Annotated in this window: 13 protein-coding genes and 1 pseudogene; 9 read left to right on the plus strand and 5 right to left on the minus strand. The window is 63.3% G+C overall.

Annotated elements, in window-relative coordinates; genetic code table 11:
• Positions 1-382: 382 nt before the first annotated feature.
• Positions 383-1,789, minus strand: coding sequence for a type I glutamate--ammonia ligase (gene glnA / locus PRtIB026_RS05135; RefSeq protein WP_203648383.1), 1,407 nt, complete (start codon positions 1,787-1,789; stop codon positions 383-385).
• Positions 1,790-2,280: 491 nt separating this feature from the next.
• Between glnA and thiI the strand changes: the two genes are divergently transcribed.
• Both thiI and typA read left to right on the plus strand, forming a co-directional pair.
• The gene (gene thiI / locus PRtIB026_RS05140) at positions 2,281-3,735 is read left to right on the plus strand and encodes a tRNA uracil 4-sulfurtransferase ThiI (RefSeq protein WP_203648381.1); all 1,455 of its coding nucleotides are present in this window, start codon (positions 2,281-2,283) and stop codon (positions 3,733-3,735) included.
• A gap of 127 nt (positions 3,736-3,862) precedes the next feature.
• Positions 3,863-5,683, plus strand: a complete 1,821-nt coding sequence (gene typA, locus PRtIB026_RS05145) for a translational GTPase TypA (RefSeq protein WP_203648379.1) — start codon at positions 3,863-3,865, stop codon at positions 5,681-5,683.
• A gap of 204 nt (positions 5,684-5,887) precedes the next feature.
• Here the strand turns inward: typA and PRtIB026_RS05150 are convergent, their stop codons facing one another.
• Positions 5,888-6,292: a YkgJ family cysteine cluster protein gene (locus PRtIB026_RS05150; RefSeq protein WP_203648377.1), complete on the minus strand. Its 405-nt coding sequence runs from the start codon at positions 6,290-6,292 to the stop codon at positions 5,888-5,890.
• 198 nt (positions 6,293-6,490) lie between these two features.
• Between PRtIB026_RS05150 and PRtIB026_RS05155 the strand changes: the two genes are divergently transcribed.
• From PRtIB026_RS05155 to PRtIB026_RS05165, 3 genes are all read left to right on the plus strand, one after another.
• Complete coding sequence (locus PRtIB026_RS05155) at positions 6,491-8,956, plus strand: glycogen/starch/alpha-glucan phosphorylase (RefSeq protein WP_203648375.1); 2,466 nt, start codon at positions 6,491-6,493, stop codon at positions 8,954-8,956.
• Between the two features lie 244 nt (positions 8,957-9,200).
• Complete coding sequence (locus PRtIB026_RS05160; RefSeq protein WP_203648374.1) at positions 9,201-10,211, plus strand: class 1 fructose-bisphosphatase; 1,011 nt, start codon at positions 9,201-9,203, stop codon at positions 10,209-10,211.
• A 3-nt stretch (positions 10,212-10,214) separates the two neighbouring features.
• On the plus strand, positions 10,215-10,811 hold the full coding sequence (locus PRtIB026_RS05165) for a DUF924 family protein (protein WP_203648373.1): 597 nt from the start codon (positions 10,215-10,217) through the stop codon (positions 10,809-10,811).
• Positions 10,812-10,933: 122 nt separating this feature from the next.
• Here the strand turns inward: PRtIB026_RS05165 and PRtIB026_RS26545 are convergent, their stop codons facing one another.
• Entirely contained in the window at positions 10,934-11,764 is an 831-nt protein-coding gene (locus PRtIB026_RS26545) for a methyl-accepting chemotaxis protein (protein ID WP_374119860.1), read from the minus strand.
• Between the two features lie 72 nt (positions 11,765-11,836).
• A pseudogene (locus PRtIB026_RS26550) lies at positions 11,837-12,826 on the minus strand (cache domain-containing protein); the annotation flags it as partial.
• A 223-nt stretch (positions 12,827-13,049) separates the two neighbouring features.
• Here PRtIB026_RS26550 and bamE point away from each other — a divergent pair.
• On the plus strand, positions 13,050-13,304 hold the full coding sequence (gene bamE, locus PRtIB026_RS05175; protein ID WP_028688397.1) for an outer membrane protein assembly factor BamE domain-containing protein: 255 nt from the start codon (positions 13,050-13,052) through the stop codon (positions 13,302-13,304).
• Positions 13,301-13,873: a lipocalin family protein gene (locus PRtIB026_RS05180; RefSeq protein ID WP_203648371.1), complete on the plus strand. Its 573-nt coding sequence runs from the start codon at positions 13,301-13,303 to the stop codon at positions 13,871-13,873. Before bamE ends, PRtIB026_RS05180 begins: the two co-directional genes overlap by 4 nt.
• Before the next feature lie 161 nt (positions 13,874-14,034).
• Here the strand turns inward: PRtIB026_RS05180 and PRtIB026_RS05185 are convergent, their stop codons facing one another.
• Positions 14,035-15,399 (minus strand): formimidoylglutamate deiminase, encoded by a 1,365-nt coding sequence (locus tag PRtIB026_RS05185; protein WP_203648370.1) that lies wholly within the window; start codon positions 15,397-15,399, stop codon positions 14,035-14,037.
• Between the two features lie 144 nt (positions 15,400-15,543).
• On the opposite strand from PRtIB026_RS05185, the gene hutC reads away from it, so the two are divergent.
• The gene (hutC, locus tag PRtIB026_RS05190; RefSeq protein ID WP_203652717.1) at positions 15,544-16,254 is read left to right on the plus strand and encodes a histidine utilization repressor; all 711 of its coding nucleotides are present in this window, start codon (positions 15,544-15,546) and stop codon (positions 16,252-16,254) included.
• The gene (locus PRtIB026_RS05195) at positions 16,251-16,823 is read left to right on the plus strand and encodes a HutD family protein (RefSeq protein WP_203648369.1); all 573 of its coding nucleotides are present in this window, start codon (positions 16,251-16,253) and stop codon (positions 16,821-16,823) included. The genes hutC and PRtIB026_RS05195 overlap by 4 nt, the downstream gene beginning before the upstream one ends.
• The last annotated feature ends 120 nt before the right edge of the window (positions 16,824-16,943 follow it).

Consider the following 16,943-nt stretch of genomic DNA (forward strand, 5'->3'; position numbering starts at 1 on the left):
ACCTCTTTTGGCACATGGGCTGGCGCGGGTGGTGCGCTTGGTACCGTGAAAATGCAAGAAACAAACCAAGGCTCCGAAAAGAAGCGAGAAACCCGGATAAACACCTGTTATTGCGCAAATTCGGAACAGAAAGTCCAGGTTAAACGTTTCACTTGAACCATATTGGGGTGCATCACGGGGCATGCCCGAAAATAGTGCACCAATATAGAGCATAGCCCGGAGGGTGAGGTTTTGATTTTGGCTGGGAGCCAATGGCCTCCGCGCGGGTGAACCCGCTCCCACAGAGGGCGTGCGGTTTGCCCCCGAGGGATTCGATCCGGAAATGAAAACGGCCTCCCGAGGGAGGCCGTCCTGATGTCATCGACGCGGGGCGCCGATCAGATCAGCAGCTGTAGTACAGCTCGTATTCCAGCGGGTGCACGAAGGTGCGGACCTTGATCTCTTCTTCGCTCTTCAGCTCGATGAAGGCATCGATGAAGTCGTCGGAGAACACGCCGCCCTTGGTCAGGAACGCACGGCCCTTGTCCAGCTCTTCCAGGGCTTCCTTCAGGCTGCCGCACACCTGCGGGATGTCCTTGGCCTCTTCAGGCGGCAGGTCGTACAGGTTCTTGTCGGCGGCATCGCCTGGGTGGATCTTGTTCTGGATGCCGTCCAGGCCGGCCATCAGCAAGGCCGCGAAGGCCAGGTACGGGTTGGCCGATGGGTCCGGGAAGCGTGCTTCGATACGGCGGGCTTTCGGGCTGCCGACGTAAGGAATACGGATCGAGGCGGAACGGTTGCGCGCCGAGTAGGCCAGCATCACCGGGGCTTCGAAACCTGGGACCAGACGCTTGTAGGAGTTGGTCGACGGGTTGGTGAAGCCGTTCAGGGCCTTGCCGTGCTTGATGATGCCGCCGATGAAGTACAGGGCGGTATCGGACAGGCCGGCATAGCCTTCGCCGGAGAAGGTGTTCTTGCCGTCTTTCCAGATCGACATGTGCACGTGCATGCCCGAGCCGTTGTCGCCGTACAGAGGCTTGGGCATGAAGGTGGCGGTACGGCCGTAAGCGTCGGCAACGTTGTGCACGACGTACTTCAGGGCCTGTACTTCGTCAGCTTTCTTCACCAGGGTGTTGAACTTGACGCCGATCTCGTTCTGGCCGGCGGTCGCCACTTCGTGGTGGTGGACTTCGACGGTCTGGCCCATTTCTTCCAGGGCGTTGCACATGGCGGTGCGGATTTCGTGGTCGTGGTCGAACGGCGGAACCGGGAAGTAGCCGCCTTTCACGCCCGGACGGTGGCCTTTGTTGCCGCCTTCGACGTCAGCGCCGGTCATCCACGAGCCTTGCTCGGAGAAGATCTTGAACATCGAGCCGGAGATGTCCGACTGGAACTTCACTTCGTCGAAGATGAAGAACTCAGGCTCGGGGCCTGCGAATACGGTGTCACCGATGCCGGTGCTCTTCAGGTACTCTTCGGCGCGCTTGGCGATGCCGCGCGGGTCGCGATCGTAGCCCTGCATGCTCGACGGATCGACGATATCGCAGGTGATGATCAGGGTCGGCTCTTCGGTGAACGGGTCCAGCACGGCGGTGTCGTCGACCGGCATCAGGATCATGTCGGAGGCTTCGATGCCTTTCCAGCCAGCGATGGAGGAACCGTCGAACATCTTGCCGACTTCGAAGAAGTCTTCGTCCAGGCCATCGCGCGCCGGCATGGTCACGTGATGCTGAACGCCCTTGGTGTCCGTGAAACGCAGATCAATCCACTTGACGTCATGATCTTTGATGAGTTGAACCGACTTCGACATGTTGTCCTCCGGATGGTCTAGGGCGCAGTTGGCCGCTGCCCTGGAAAAAGGGTGTCGCTGGGCGCGGATAGTCGGCCAAGCGTACCTGCCTCACAAGGGAGCAAATTGCATGCCAGTGCCCAAAAATGGCGATGGCGGGATGAAAGGGGGCGTTGACGGGCATTTGCGAGGTTGTGGGATGGAAAGAATGCACCCTTAAGAGGCGCTTTTTGAATGTTAAGCACTATTTTGGTGCGCGCCTGAGGCCTTGTGCTGCTTTCGGGGGCCCTTTCGCGGGCAAGCCCGCTCCCACAGGATCTTCACTGGCTTCAATGATTGTGCGATCCCTGTGGGAGCGGGTTTACCCGCGAAAGGGCCGGTACAGGTGCTGCACAAGCCCCCTGCTGCATTCATCGCAAAGCTTCTGATCAAAAGTTGCTCAAACCTTGAGCGATTTCCGCTATAATTCGCGCCCCCTATTTTCGGCAGGCCCTGCGCGCGCTGTTAAACCAATGAAACTTATCGTCAAAGTCTTCCCAGAGATCACCATCAAGAGCCGGCCGGTGCGCAAGCGCTTCATCCGCCAGCTCGCCAAGAACATCCGCAACGTGCTCAAGGATCTGGATCCCGAGCTCGCGGTTGATGGTGTCTGGGACAACCTCGAGGTGGTGACCCGCGTCGAGGACGAGAAGATCCAGCGCGAGATGATCGAGCGCCTGTCCTGCACCCCGGGTATCACCCACTTCCTGCAGGTCGAGGAATACCCGCTGGGCGACTTCGACGACATCGTCGCCAAGTGCAAGCACCACTTCGGCCACCTGCTGGCCGGTAAGTACTTCGCCGTGCGCTGCAAACGCGGTGGTCACCACGACTTCACCTCGATGGACGTCGACCGCTACGTCGGCAGCCAGCTGCGCCAGCAGTGCGGCGCCGCCGGCATCGAGCTGAAGAAGCCGGAGGTGCTGGTGCGCATCGAGATCCGCGACCAGCGCCTGTACGTGATCCACAACCAGCACAACGGCATCGGTGGTTATCCGCTGGGTGCCCTGGAGCAGACCCTGGTGCTGATGTCCGGTGGCTTCGACTCCACCGTGGCGGCCTATCAGATGATGCGCCGCGGCCTGATGACCCACTTCTGCTTCTTCAACCTCGGTGGCCGCGCCCACGAACTGGGTGTGATGGAAGTGGCCCATTTCCTGTGGAAGAAGTACGGCAGCAGCCAGCGCGTGCTGTTCATCAGCGTACCGTTCGAGGAAGTGGTCGGCGAAATCCTCAACAAGGTCGACAACAGCTACATGGGCGTCACGCTCAAGCGCATGATGCTGCGCGCGGCTGCGCGCATGGCCGACCGCCTGCAGATCGACGCCCTGGTGACCGGCGAGGCGATTTCCCAAGTGTCCAGCCAGACATTGCCGAACCTGTCGATCATCGACTCGGCCACTGACAAGCTGGTGCTGCGCCCGCTGCTGGCCAGCCACAAGCAGGACATCATCGACCAGGCTACCGAGATCGGCACCGCCGATTTCGCCAAGCACATGCCCGAGTACTGCGGCGTGATCTCGGTGAACCCGACCACCCATGCCAAGCGTCACCGCATGGAGCACGAAGAGAAGCAGTTCGAGATGGAAGTGCTGGAGCGTGCCCTGGAGCGCGCCAGGTTCATTTCCATCGACCACGTGATCGATGAACTGGGCAAGGACATCGAAGTCGAGGAAGTGGCCGAGGCGCTGCCAGGCCAGATCGTCATCGACATTCGTCACCCTGATGCCCAGGAAGACGAACCCCTGGCGCTGGAAGGTATCGAAGTCCAGGCCATGCCGTTCTATGCGATCAACAGCAAGTTCAAGCATCTGGATCCCACGCGCCAGTACTTGCTGTATTGCGACAAGGGTGTGATGAGCCGTCTGCACGCACACCACCTGCTCAGTGAGGGACATGCCAATGTGCGTGTTTATCGTCCGACATAAGACGCCAGGGCTGTATGGCGGCAGCATCCGCCATCGCCCTCCCGACCGCCGGGCCCGCTGAGCCTTAAACAGTACATATTGGCCGCCTACACTGGCGGCAACCGAATCCTCTGATCGAGATACAGTTGTGATCGAAAATCTGCGTAACATCGCCATCATCGCCCACGTTGACCATGGTAAAACCACCCTGGTCGACAAACTCCTGCGCCAGTCCGGCACCCTGGAGCGTAACGAGCTCAACGACGAGCGCGTTATGGACTCCAACGACCAGGAAAAAGAGCGCGGCATTACCATTCTGGCGAAAAACACCGCCATCAACTGGAACGGCTACCACATCAACATCGTCGACACCCCCGGCCACGCCGACTTCGGTGGCGAGGTTGAGCGTGTAATGTCGATGGTCGACTCCGTGCTGCTGCTGGTCGACGCGCAAGACGGCCCGATGCCGCAAACCCGCTTCGTGACCAAGAAGGCCTTCGAAGCCGGCCTGAAGCCGATCGTCGTGATCAACAAGGTCGACCGTCCGGGCGCGCGTCCTGACTGGGTTCTGGACCAGATCTTCGACCTGTTCGACAACCTCGGCGCCACCGACGAACAGCTGGACTTCAAAGTCGTCTACGCCTCGGCCCTGAACGGCATCGCCGGCCTGGACCACACCGCCATGGGCGAAGACATGACCGCCCTGTACCAGTCGATCGTCGACAACGTACCGGCGCCGGATGTTGACCGTGAAGGCTCGTTCCAGATGCAGATCTCCGCACTGGACTACAACAGCTTCCTCGGCGTTATCGGTGTTGGCCGTATCGCCCGCGGTCGCGTCAAGCCGAACACCCCGGTTGTCGCCATCGACACCAACGGCAAGAAGCGTAACGGCCGTATCCTGAAACTGATGGGTCACCACGGTCTGCACCGTGTGGACGTCGAAGAAGCCCAGGCTGGCGACATCGTCTGCATCAGCGGTTTCGACGAGCTGTTCATCTCCGACACCCTGTGCGCCCCGGATGCGGTAGAAGCGATGAAGCCGCTGACCGTTGACGAGCCAACTGTTTCGATGACCTTCCAGGTCAACGACTCGCCGTTCTGCGGTAAAGAAGGCAAGTTCGTCACCAGCCGTAACATCAAGGACCGTCTGGACAAGGAGCTGCTGTACAACGTTGCCCTGCGCGTTCAGGAAACCGATTCCCCTGACAAGTTCAAGGTATCGGGCCGTGGTGAGCTGCACCTGTCGGTACTGATCGAAACCATGCGCCGTGAAGGCTTCGAGATGGCCGTAGGCCGTCCTGAAGTGATCATCCGCGAAGTCGACGGCGTCAAGCAGGAGCCGTTCGAGAACGTCACCATCGACATCCCTGAGGAATCCCAGGGCAAGGTCATGGAAGAGATGGGCCTGCGTAAAGGCGACCTGACCAACATGGTTCCGGATGGCAAGGGCCGTGTGCGCCTGGAATACAACATTCCAGCCCGTGGTCTGATCGGTTTCCGTAACCAGTTCCTGACCCTGACCAACGGTGCAGGCATCCTGACCTCGATCTTCGATCGCTACGACACCATGAAGTCGGGCCAGATGTCCGGCCGCCTGAACGGTGTCCTGGTTTCGGTCGAGACCGGCAAGGCACTGACCTACTCGCTGGAAACCCTGCAGGCTCGCGGCAAGCTGTTCGTTGAACACGGCCAGGAGATCTACAACGGTCAGATCATCGGCCTGAACAGCCGTGACAACGACCTGGGCGTGAACCCGACCAAAGGCAAGAAGCTCGACAACATGCGTGCTTCGGGCAAGGACGAAGTCATCGCCCTGGTTCCGCCGGTTCGCCACACCCTCGAGCAGGCCCTGGAATTCATCCAGGACGACGAGCTGTGCGAAGTCACGCCGAAGTCGATCCGTCTGCGCAAGAAGATCCTCGACGAAGGCGAGCGTACCCGCGCTGCCAAGAAAGCCAAGAACTGAGTCATTAGTTCAGGCTGAATGAAAACGCCCCCGGTCGAAAGGCCGGGGGCGTTTTTGTTTGTTTGCCTTCAGAATTCAGGGGCCGCTTTGCGGCCCTTTCGCGGCACAAGGCCGCTCCTACAGGAGATCGCGGTCCCCTGTAGGAGCGGCCTTGTGCCGCGATGGGCTGCAAAGCAGCCCCAGAATTTCAAAGGTAAAGCAGGATCAGCGGGTAGCCACCTTGGGCTTGTACGCACAATACCCCGGCCGCGGCCCGATCTTCGGGTGATTGCGACAGGTATCCGGGCGCTTGTCATAAATGGTGCACAGGCGGCTCTTGCGGTCCAGATACATGCAGTCGTCGTTGCTCATCCGGGTCAGGGTGAAGATCCCCGACTTCTGGTTGAAACGCTCGATGATGCCTTCCTTCTGCAGGCGTTTGGCCACGTTTTTCGGGGGTTCGTCTTTTTCGAACTCGTCCACCACGCCGATGCGGATCAGATCCTTGATCTTCACCTCCACCGGCAGGGTGCAGCAGGTCGAGTGGCAGCCACCGCACATGTGGCTGGCATAGCGCTGCCAGGTCTCCAGGCGGTCGACTTCGGCGGCGGCGATCAGGGTCGGTTTCATGGTTGCGGTTTTATTCTTGCAAGGGAAATCACGGTTTTGGGGCGCGCGATGATACCGGAGTTGTTCAATTTGTGAACAACCTTTTGCCGGTTTCGCCAGCGGTGGATGAAAACCGCGAACCGTCGCTGTCGCTCCGTGTCAGAGCGTCTAGGCTGAACAATCTCCCTGCGCTTTCGCCCATTTGCCCGAGGATGCCTCATGTCCCAGGAAACCGAAGCCCGTGACGAAAAGGACCATAGTGCAGAGGTGGCGGCCTTTCGCGCCGCCGTGCTGGCCAAGCTGACCTACGCGGTCGGCAAGGACCCGGAACACGCTTTCGACCACGACTGGTTCGAGGCCATCGCCCTGGCCGCCCGCGACCACATGGTCGATCACTGGATGGACCATACCCGGCGGGCCTACCGACGCAGTCAGAAGCGTGTCTATTACCTCTCCCTCGAATTCCTCATCGGTCGCTTGCTGTACGACAGCCTGAGCAACCTCGGCTACCTGGAGATCGCCCGTGAGGCGTTGCAGGGGCTGGACGTGGACCTCGAGCGCATCCGTCTGCTCGAGCCCGACGCGGCGCTGGGCAACGGCGGCCTGGGTCGGTTGGCGGCGTGTTTCATGGAAAGCATGTCGACCCTGGGCATCGCCGCCCATGGCTACGGCATTCGCTACGAGCATGGCCTGTTCCGCCAGGCGGTGGTCGATGGCTGGCAGCAGGAGCAGACCGAGAACTGGCTGGATTTCGGCAACCCCTGGGAGTTCGAGCGTGCCGAGGTGATCTACCCGATCAGCTTCGGCGGCAGCGTTGAGACCGTGCTCGAGGGCAATGGCCAGCAGCGCCAGGTCTGGTGGCCGGGCGAGACGGTGCGGGCGGTGGCCTACGACACGCCGGTGGTCGGCTGGCGCGGCTCCAGCGTCAACACCCTGCGTCTGTGGCGGGCCCGGGCCTTGGAAGAACTGCACCTGGAGCGCTTCAATGCCGGCGATCACCTGGGCGCGGTGGCCGAGGTGGCCCGCGCCGAGAGCATCTCGCGGGTGCTGTACCCGGCCGACAGCACAGAGGCCGGCCAGGAGCTGCGCCTGCGCCAGGAGTATTTCTTCGTCTCGGCCTCGCTGCAGGACCTGCTGCGCCGCCACCTGAACATGCACAAGGACCTGCTCAACCTGCCGGACGCCGCGGCTATCCAGCTCAACGACACCCACCCGTCGATCGCCGTGGCCGAACTGATGCGCCTGTTGGTGGACCAGCACGAAATCCCCTGGGACAAAGCCTGGGAGCTGACCGTCGGAACCCTGGCCTACACCAACCATACCCTGCTGCCCGAGGCCCTGGAAACCTGGCCGGTGGCGCTGATGGAGCGCATGCTGCCGCGGCACATGCAGATCATCTACCTGATCAACGCCTACCATATCGATGCCCTGCGGGCCAAAGGCCTGCACGACTTCGATGTGCTGCGCGCGGTGTCGCTGATCGAGGAGGACAACGGTCGCCGGGTACGCATGGGCAACCTGGCATTTCTCGGTTCGCACAGCGTCAACGGCGTGTCGGCGCTGCACAGCAAACTGATGAAGAGCACGGTGTTCGCCGAACTGCACAAGCTTTACCCGCAACGGATCAACAACAAGACCAACGGCATCACCTTCCGTCGCTGGCTGTACCAGTCCAACCCGCAGCTCACGGCGATGCTGATCGAGGCGTTGGGCCCGCAGGTGCTGGACGACCCGGAAGGCAAGCTCAAGGGGCTGGCGCCTTTTGCCGACAAGGCCACCTTCCGCAAGCAATTCGCCGCCCAGCGCCTGCACAGCAAGCGCGCATTGGCCAGCATCATTCAGGACCGGCTGGGGGTGACGGTCAATCCGCAGGCGCTGTTCGACGTCCAGGTCAAGCGCATCCACGAGTACAAGCGCCAGCTGCTCAACCTGTTGCATACGGTGGCGCTGTACCAGGCGATGCGCAATGACCCCGGGACCGACTGGGTACCGCGGGTGAAGATCTTCGCCGGCAAGGCGGCGGCCAGCTACCACCAGGCCAAGCTGATCATCAAGCTGGCCAACGACATCGCCCGGGTGGTCAACAACGACCCCACGGTGCGTGGCCAGCTCAAGGTGGTGTTCCTGCCCAACTACAACGTCAGCCTGGCCGAGAGCATCATCCCGGCGGCGGACCTGTCCGAGCAGATCTCCACTGCTGGCTATGAGGCGTCCGGTACCAGCAACATGAAGTTCGGCCTCAATGGCGCGCTGACCATCGGCACCCTGGATGGCGCCAATGTCGAGATGTGCGAGCAGGTGGGCGCCGAAAACATGTTCATCTTCGGCCTGACCGCCCAGCAGGTGGAGGCGCGCAAGCGCAGCGGCGATTTCGGCGCCGCCGCGGCGATTGCCGCCTCCCATCGGTTGGGCGATGTGCTGCAGGCGATCCGCAGCGGGGTGTTTTCGCCGGACGACCCGGCGCGCTACGCCGGGCTGGTGGACGGACTGATCGCCTATGACCGCTTCCTGGTATGCGCCGACTTCGATGCCTACTGGGACGCCCAGCGGCGGGTCGAGGAGCTGTGGCACGCGCCGCAGGACTGGTGGCGCATGGCAGTGCTGAACACGGCGCGGATGGGCTGGTTCTCGTCGGATCGGACCATTCGTGAGTATGCGACCGAGATCTGGAAGGCGCTGGATTGAGGTGAGGCCATTCGCGGGTAAACCCGCTCCCACAGGGACCTCACAGGTTTCAAAGCCTGCGCAGTACCTGTGGGAGCGGGTTCACCCGCGAATGAGGCAGATGCCGACTATCGGCCTGGCGCGGGCTGAACTACCGACCTAATGTGCCGTCTGACAGCCCAGGCAAGTCTCTTTGCTCGCTAGCCCGCAACTCTCCCTGTAAACTGCGGGGGTTTTTCTCCCCCTATTCCTTTCGGAGCCATACATGTCCCGCGTTACCCTGAGTCGCTATCTGATTGAGCAGACCCGCAGCAACAATACCCCTGCCGATCTGCGCTTCCTGATCGAGGTGGTGGCGCGTGCGTGCAAGGAGATCAGCCACCACGTGTCCAAGGGTGCCCTCGGCGGCGTGCTGGGCAGCATGGGCACCGAAAACGTGCAGGGCGAAGTGCAGAAGAAGCTCGACGTGATCTCCAACGACATCCTGCTCGAGGCCAACGAGTGGGGCGGCCACCTGGCCGGCATGGCGTCCGAGGAAATGGACAACGCCTACCAGATCCCGGGCAAATACCCGAAAGGCGCCTACCTGCTGGTCTTTGACCCGCTGGACGGTTCGTCGAACATCGACGTCAACGTTTCGGTCGGCACCATCTTCTCGGTACTGCGTTGCCCTAACCAGTACCTGAGCCAGAACGAAAGCCTGAACGAAGAAGCGTTCCTGCAGCCAGGCACCGAGCAGGTCGCCGCCGGTTACGCCATCTACGGCCCGCAGACCATGCTGATCCTGACCCTGGGCAACGGCGTCAAGGGCTTCACCCTGGACCGCGAGCTGGGCAGCTTCGTCCTGACCCACGAGAACATCCGCGTTCCGGAAACCACCGCCGAGTTCGCCATCAACATGTCCAACCAGCGTCACTGGGAAGCCCCGGTGCAGCGCTACGTGGGCGAGCTGCTGGCCGGCGAGACCGGTCCGCTGAAGAAGAACTACAACATGCGCTGGATCGCCTCGATGGTGGCCGACGTGCACCGCATCCTGACCCGTGGCGGCCTGTTCATGTACCCGCGCGACGCCCGTGAGCCGAGCAAGCCGGGCAAGCTGCGCCTGATGTACGAAGCCAACCCGATGTCCTTCATCATCGAACAGGCCGGCGGCGCGTCCACCAACGGTTACGAGCGCATCCTCGACATCAAGCCGGAGAGCCTGCACCAGCGCGTGTCGGTGATCCTCGGCTCGAAGGAAGAGGTCGAGCGCGTCACCGCCTACCACAAGGAGTAAGTCATGCTCGCACCTTGGCAGCCGTTGCTGGAGTGGTGGTTCGGTTGGGGCAGCAGTGCCCAGGCCGTGGCTGACGAGAAGAACACGCTGTGGTTCGGCAAGCACCATGACGCCGAAGCCCAGGCCCAGTTCGGCCACCTGGTCGAGCAGGCCCTCTCGGGCGGGCTCGACGAGTGGCAGCAGAGCCCGCAGGGCTGGCTTGGCCTGCTGATCCTGCTGGATCAGTTGCCACGCATGATCCACCGCGACACGCCGCGCGCCTTCGAAGGCGATCGGCGGGCGCAGGTGGTGGCCATGCAGGGCCTGCAGAAGGGCTGGGACTACCAGTTGCTGCCGATCCAGCGGGTGTTCGTGCTGCTGGTGCTGGAGCACGCCGAGGTGCTGGACTGGCAGAACCTGTGTGTCGAGCGTTACCAGATGCTGCTGGATGAACAGCCCGAGGCCAACCGCCGGTTGTTCGAAGGCTTCCTCGACTATGCCGAGCAGCACCAGCGGGTGATTGCCAGGTTCGGGCGCTTCCCGCACCGCAACCTGGTGCTGGAGCGGCCGAGTACCAGCGAGGAGATGGACTTCTTGCTGGAGCCTGGGTCCCGCTTCTGAATAGCCGGGCCTGCTGCGCAGGCCTTTCGCGGCACAAGGCCGCTCCTACAGGGAATCGCATCCCCCTGTAGGAGCGGCCTTGTGCCGCGATGGGCCGCAAAGCGGCCCCCAGGGCCTTCGAATCAGATCCTGAAACTCCCCACCAGATGCTTCAACCGCTCGACCTGATGCTCAAGGTCGGTGCAGGCACGCAACGTGCTCTGCAGGTTGTGCACCCCTTCCTGATTCAGCGTATTGATCTCGTTGATGTCGACATTGATCGACTCGACCACGGCCGTCTGCTCCTCGGTGGCGGTGGCCACCGACTGGTTCATGCCGTCGATCTCGCCGATGCGCTGGGTAACGCTGCCCAGGCGCTCGCCGGCCTGGTTGGCGATGCCCACGCTGCGATCGCTGTGCTGCTGGCTCTGGTTCATGGTGCTGACCGCCACCTGGGCGCCGGCCTGCAGCTCCTCGATCAGGCGCTGCACCTGCTGCGCTGAGTCCTGGGTACGGTGGGCCAGGTTGCGCACCTCGTCCGCGACCACCGCGAAGCCGCGCCCGGCCTCGCCGGCACGGGCGGCCTCGATGGCGGCGTTGAGCGCCAGCAGGTTGGTCTGCTGCGAGATGCCGCTGATCACATCGAGGATCTGGCCGATGTTCGCCGTGTGGTTGTTCAGGGTCTCGATATTGCCGCTGGCGTCGCTGATGCGCGCCGACAGCTGGTTCATCACGTCGATGGTCTCGCCGACCACCTGCTGGCCTTCCTCGGCCAGGCCGCGTGCGGCGCTGGAGTGCTGCGAGGCGAGGGCGGCGTTCTGGGCGATTTCCTGGGCGGCGGCGCCGAGCTGGTTGATCGCCGCGGCCACGCTGCTGGTGCGGCTGGATTGCTGGTCGGCGTTATGGATCGAGGCGTTGGAGGCGTTGACCACCTGGCTGGCCACGGCATTCACCTGGCCGGTGGCCGAGGCCACTTCGCGGATCGACTCGTGGATCCGCTCGACGAAGCGGTTGAACGACTGCGCCAGGCTGCCGAACTCGTCCTGGGCGTGGATGTTCAGGCGCCGGGTCAGGTCGCCCTCGCCCTCGGCGATGTCGCGCATGGCGCGGCCCATGACGTGCAGCGGCTCCATCAGCACGCGGATCAGCAGGCCGAGCAGGGCGATGATCACCACCACCGCGATCAGCGTCGCCACCACCGCCGAGGTGCGCAGCTCGCCGAGCATGGCGAAGGCCGCGTTCTGGTCCAGCACCAGCGCCACGTACCAGTCCGCCGACGGCACGCCGTCGACGTGGGTGAAGCTGATGAACTGCCGGCGGCCCTCGACCTCGACCTCTTTCAGGCCGCTGCCGATGCGCAGGTCGCTGCCGGGGTAGACATCGGCCAGGGTCTTGAGCGCCAGTTCGCCCTTGGGATGGATGAGCACCTTGCCTTCGCCGTTGACGATGAAGGCATGGCCGTGGCCGCCGAAGTCGAGGGTGTTGATCAGGTTGCTGATGGTCTGCAGGTCGGTGTCGACACCGCTCACGCCGATCATGCGCCCGCCCTGCTGCACCGGGGTGGCCAGGGTGATCACCAGCTTGCCGGCCGAGACCGAGATGTACGGCTCGGTGACGATGGTCTGGCCCGCCGTGCTGGCCGCCTTGTACCAGCCGCGCACGCGCGGGTCGTAGTCGGCGGCGCGGTTACCCACCGGCACCGACTGCATGCTGCCGTCCTGGCCGCCGAAGTAGGTGAGGATGAAGTTGCCGCTGTACACCGGCAACGCCAGGATGCGGTCGAGGCTGTTCTTGGCCGGGCCGTCGACGGCGATCTGCTGGGCCACCGAGCTCACCAGCTGGATGCGGCTGTCGAGCCAGGTGCGGATGTTGCCCGCGGTCAGGTTGCCTAGTGACTGCAACGTCGATTCAGTGTCGCTGCGCAGCGACTGGCGCTGCCGGTAGTCGTTGAACAGGACGAAGCAGGTGAAGGCGACGGCCACCACGAGGGCGGCGGCCAGCAGGATCTTGTGGCTGAACTTGAGGTTCTTGGTCATTTTTCTTGGAATCTGCGCACGGGCACGAAGGGGAGGGGTGCGGCAAAAGGCCACACCACCGCTCTATGTCGACGCTCAGGAATAAAACATTAATCGTTTGCGCGCCAGGCGACCAACGGCGCACAACGAAACCTGGGCCGCCAGGGAACCGCGGAGCCTTTTTCCCTTCTAAGCTCCCTGCAGGCCTTCGTACCTGCGTATCCACCTCCAGGAGTGTCCCTTCATGTCGTTGCGTTCCCTCGCCCTGTTGTCCTTGTGCGTCGTCCTGACCGCCTGCAGCAAGATCAACCAGGAAAACTATTCCAAGCTCAAGGCCGGCATGAACAAGGCCGAGGTCGAGCAATTGCTCGGCTCGCCCAAGGAGTGCTCCGGGGCGCTGGGCATGAGCAGCTGCACCTGGGGTGACGAGAAGAGCTTCATCAGCGTGCAGTACGCGGCGGACAAGGTCCTGATGTATTCCGGGCAGGGCCTCAAATGAGGCGTCTGCACCTGCTGCTGGGCGTGTGCCTGGTGATGCTGCTGGGTGGCTGCGCCACCTCGGCCACCGACCCGCTGGCGCCGAAGACCGCAGGTGCGGTCGACCTCAAGCGTTACCAGGGCAAATGGTTCGAGCTGGCGCGCCTGCCTATGAAGTACCAGGATGGCTGTGCCCAATCCGAAGCCCACTACAACCTCAAGCCCGACGGCACGGTCGGCGTGCTCAATCGCTGCCGCACCATGGGCGACGAGTGGCTGCGCGCCGAAGGCCATGCCACGCCGCAGGAGGCCGGGCACACCGACAAGCTGTGGGTGGAGTTCGATAACTGGTTCACCCGCCTGGTGCCGGGCGTGGCCAAGGGCGACTACTGGATCCTGTTCGTCGACGAGCGCTACCGTACGGCGATTGTCGGCAGCCCCGATCGCAAGTACCTGTGGATTCTTTCGCGTACGCCTTCGTTGCCGGCCTGGGAGCGCGAGAACCTGCTGGCCAAGGCGCGGCAGCAGGGGTATGACACCAATCGGCTGATCTGGCGAGTGTCCGACAAGCAGATTGTTGCCAGGCATTGAGCTGCAGGCAGACCCGATCCCCTGTAGGAGCGGCCTTGCCGAGGCGTCGGACCGGCCGGAAAGGGCCGCAAAGCGGCCCCGGCGATCTTTGTGTCAACACTGAGCCTGGGGCCGCTACGCAGCCCTTTCGCGGCACAAGGCCGCTCCTACAGGGACCGCGTTCAGGCTAGAAGCTGGCGTAGCACCTCGACAAACGCCAGCGCACTTTCCTCTTCCTGCCCATGCCGCCCCTGGCGCACCACCCACTGCCCGTTGACCATCACATCACGCACCTGGCGGTCGCCGCCCGCAAACAACCAGCGGTTGAGGATGGCATCGCCGTCGGCCACGGCCAGATACGGGTCCTGCCCATCGAGCACCAGCCAGTCCGCGCGCTTGCCCACGGCGAGCTCGCCGATCGGTTGGCCCAGCGCCTGGGCGCCGCCAGTCAGCGCGGCATCGTAGAGGGTACGGCCCACCATCGGCTGGTCGCCGCGATACAGCCGGTTGCGCCGCTGGTCGCGCAGGCGCTGGCCATACTCCAGCCAGCGAAGCTCCTCGACCACGCTGAGCGACACATGGCTGTCCGAGCCGATGCCCATGCGCCCGCCCTGGGCCAGGTAGTCCACCGCCGGGAAGATACCGTCGCCCAGGTTCGCCTCGGTGGTCAGGCACAGCCCGGCCACCGCGCCGCTGCGGGCCATGGCGGCGACTTCGTCGGCTTCGGCGTGGGTGGCGTGGACCAGGCACCAGCGCTGGTCGACTTCGACATGCTCGTACAACCACTGCAGCGGACGGCGGCCGCTCCAGGCCAGGCAGTCATCGACTTCCTTCTGCTGCTCGGCAATGTGGATATGCACCGGGCAGGCCGCATCACTGGCGCCCAGCACATCGGCGATCTGGCCCGGCGTCACGGCGCGCAGGGAGTGGAAGCACAGTCCCAGCGCCTGCGCCGGTTGTTGCGCCAGCAAGGGTGCAAGCTGCTGTTGCAGGCGCAGGTACTGCTCGGTGGAATTGATGAAGCGTCGCTGACCGTCGTTGGGGGCCTGGCCGCCGAAGCCGGAATGGCTGTACAGCACCGGCAGCAAGGTCAGGCCGATGCCGCTGGCACTGGCGGCGGCGCTGATGCGGCGTGACAGCTCGGCAGGGTCGGCATAGGCCTGGCCGTTCTGGTCATGGTGGACATAATGGAACTCGGCCACCGAGGTGTATCCGGCCTTGAGCATCTCGATGTACAGCTGGCGGGCGATCACCTGCAACTGCTCCGGGGTGATCCGGCCGACCAGGCGGTACATCAGCTCGCGCCAGGTCCAGAAGCTGTCGTTGGGGTTGCCGGCCACTTCCGCCAGCCCCGCCATGGCCCGCTGGAACGCGTGCGAGTGCAGGTTGGGCATGCCCGGCAGCAACGGCCCGGCCAGGCGCTCGGCGCCATCGGCGCTGGCATCGGCCTCGATTGAGGCCAGTCGGCCGTCGGCGGCGACCTCCAGGCGGACATTGCGGGCCCAGCCCGAGGGCAGCAGGGCGCGTTCGGCGAAGTAGGCGGACATCGGTGAAATCCTGTTATTGTTAACTTGTATATACATATACAGCCGTTTGCCTGCCGGGTAAACTCCGGCAAGCTACCGTTCACTCCAACCGCACAAGGATTCAACGCCGTGCCGACACTTCCTGTCTCCGCGCTGGTTGCCCAGATGGGCGAAGGGCCGGCGCCGCTCTACGCCCGGGTGAAACAGATGATCATCCAGCAGATCGAGAGCGGCAGCTGGCCGCCTCATCATCGGGTGCCCTCGGAGAGCGAACTGGTCAGCGAGCTGGGCTTCAGCCGCATGACCATCAACCGCGCGCTGCGCGAGCTGACCGCCGAGGGCCTGCTGGTGCGCATGCAGGGTGTCGGCACCTTCGTCGCCGAGCCCAAGACCCGCTCGGCGCTGTTCGAGGTCAACAACATCGCCGACGAAATCGCCGGCCGTGGCCACCAGCATAGCTGCCAGGTGATCACCCTGGCCGAGGAGGCCGCTGGCTCCGAGCGCGCCCTGGCACTGGACATGCGCGAAGGCCAGCGGGTGTTCCACTCGTTGATCGTGCATTACGAGAACGGCGTGCCGGTGCAGATCGAGGACCGCTACGTCAACGCCGCCATCGCCCCGGACTACCTCAAGCAGGATTTTACCCGGCAGACGCCCTACGCCTACCTGTCGCAGGTCGCGCCGCTCACCGAAGGCGAGCATGTGGTCGAGGCCATCCTCGCCGAGCCTGAAGAATGCACGCTGTTGCAGATCGAGCGGGGCGAGCCGTGCCTGCTGATCCGCCGCCGCACCTGGTCGGGACGCCAGCCGGTGACCGCCGCGCGCCTGATCCACCCCGGTTCCCGTCACCGTCTGGAAGGACGATTCAGCAAATGACTCAGTTGCAGCTGTTGCGTGCGCGGGATTATCCGCGCATGCCCTGGAAGAACGGTGGTGGCTTCACCGAAGAGATCACCCGCGATGTCGGCGACAGCCTGGACGGTTTCGGCTGGCGCCTGTCGATTGCCGATATCGAGGAGTCCGGTGGCTTTTCCACCTTTGCCGGGTACCAGCGGATCATCACCGTATTGCAGGGCGACGGCATGCGGTTGCTGGTCGACGGCCAGGCCAGCCGGCCGCTGTTGCCGTTCGATGCGTTCGCCTTCAGTGGCGAGAGCCAGGTCAGTTGCAAGCTGCTGGGTGGGGCGATTCGCGATTTCAACCTGATCTATGCGCCGCAGCGCTATCGGGCGCGGTTGCAGTGGTTCGATGGCGGCAACCGGGTGTTCAGTTCGGCGTCGACGCTGTTGCTGTTTGCCGCCGGCAATCATGTCGAGGTGGGGCTGGCCGGGGAGGGTGCGCAGCAGCTTGGGCGGTATGACTGCCTGCGGATCGATGGCAGCGAGGGGTTGCTGGAGCTGGATGTGCAGGGGCGGTTCTGCCTGATAGAGCTCATTACACGTTGAGATAGCCGGGGCCGCTACGTGAGCCTTTCGCGGCACAAGGCCGCTCCTACAGGATTGCGCGGGACCTGTAGGAGCGGCCTTGTGCCGCGAAAGGGTCGCGTAGCGGCCCCATTTGCATTT

Source organism: Pseudomonas sp. RtIB026, from assembly GCF_016861355.2.
Taxonomy (GTDB): domain Bacteria; phylum Pseudomonadota; class Gammaproteobacteria; order Pseudomonadales; family Pseudomonadaceae; genus Aquipseudomonas; species Aquipseudomonas peradeniyensis.

What these genes read in the sequence shown, in the direction of transcription:
- PRtIB026_RS05150 (WP_203648377.1), bottom strand. Translation starts at nt 6,292, where the DNA reads ATGAAACCGACCCTGATCGCCGCCGCCGAAGTCGACCGCCTGGAGACC.
- PRtIB026_RS05195 (WP_203648369.1), top strand. Translation starts at nt 16,251, where the DNA reads ATGACTCAGTTGCAGCTGTTGCGTGCGCGGGATTATCCGCGCATGCCC.
- thiI (WP_203648381.1), top strand. Translation starts at nt 2,281, where the DNA reads ATGAAACTTATCGTCAAAGTCTTCCCAGAGATCACCATCAAGAGCCGG.
- PRtIB026_RS05165 (WP_203648373.1), top strand. Translation starts at nt 10,215, where the DNA reads ATGCTCGCACCTTGGCAGCCGTTGCTGGAGTGGTGGTTCGGTTGGGGC.
- PRtIB026_RS05155 (WP_203648375.1), top strand. Translation starts at nt 6,491, where the DNA reads ATGTCCCAGGAAACCGAAGCCCGTGACGAAAAGGACCATAGTGCAGAG.
- glnA (WP_203648383.1), bottom strand. Translation starts at nt 1,789, where the DNA reads ATGTCGAAGTCGGTTCAACTCATCAAAGATCATGACGTCAAGTGGATT.
- PRtIB026_RS05185 (WP_203648370.1), bottom strand. Translation starts at nt 15,399, where the DNA reads ATGTCCGCCTACTTCGCCGAACGCGCCCTGCTGCCCTCGGGCTGGGCC.
- PRtIB026_RS05180 (WP_203648371.1), top strand. Translation starts at nt 13,301, where the DNA reads ATGAGGCGTCTGCACCTGCTGCTGGGCGTGTGCCTGGTGATGCTGCTG.
- PRtIB026_RS05160 (WP_203648374.1), top strand. Translation starts at nt 9,201, where the DNA reads ATGTCCCGCGTTACCCTGAGTCGCTATCTGATTGAGCAGACCCGCAGC.
- hutC (WP_203652717.1), top strand. Translation starts at nt 15,544, where the DNA reads ATGGGCGAAGGGCCGGCGCCGCTCTACGCCCGGGTGAAACAGATGATC.
- bamE (WP_028688397.1), top strand. Translation starts at nt 13,050, where the DNA reads ATGTCGTTGCGTTCCCTCGCCCTGTTGTCCTTGTGCGTCGTCCTGACC.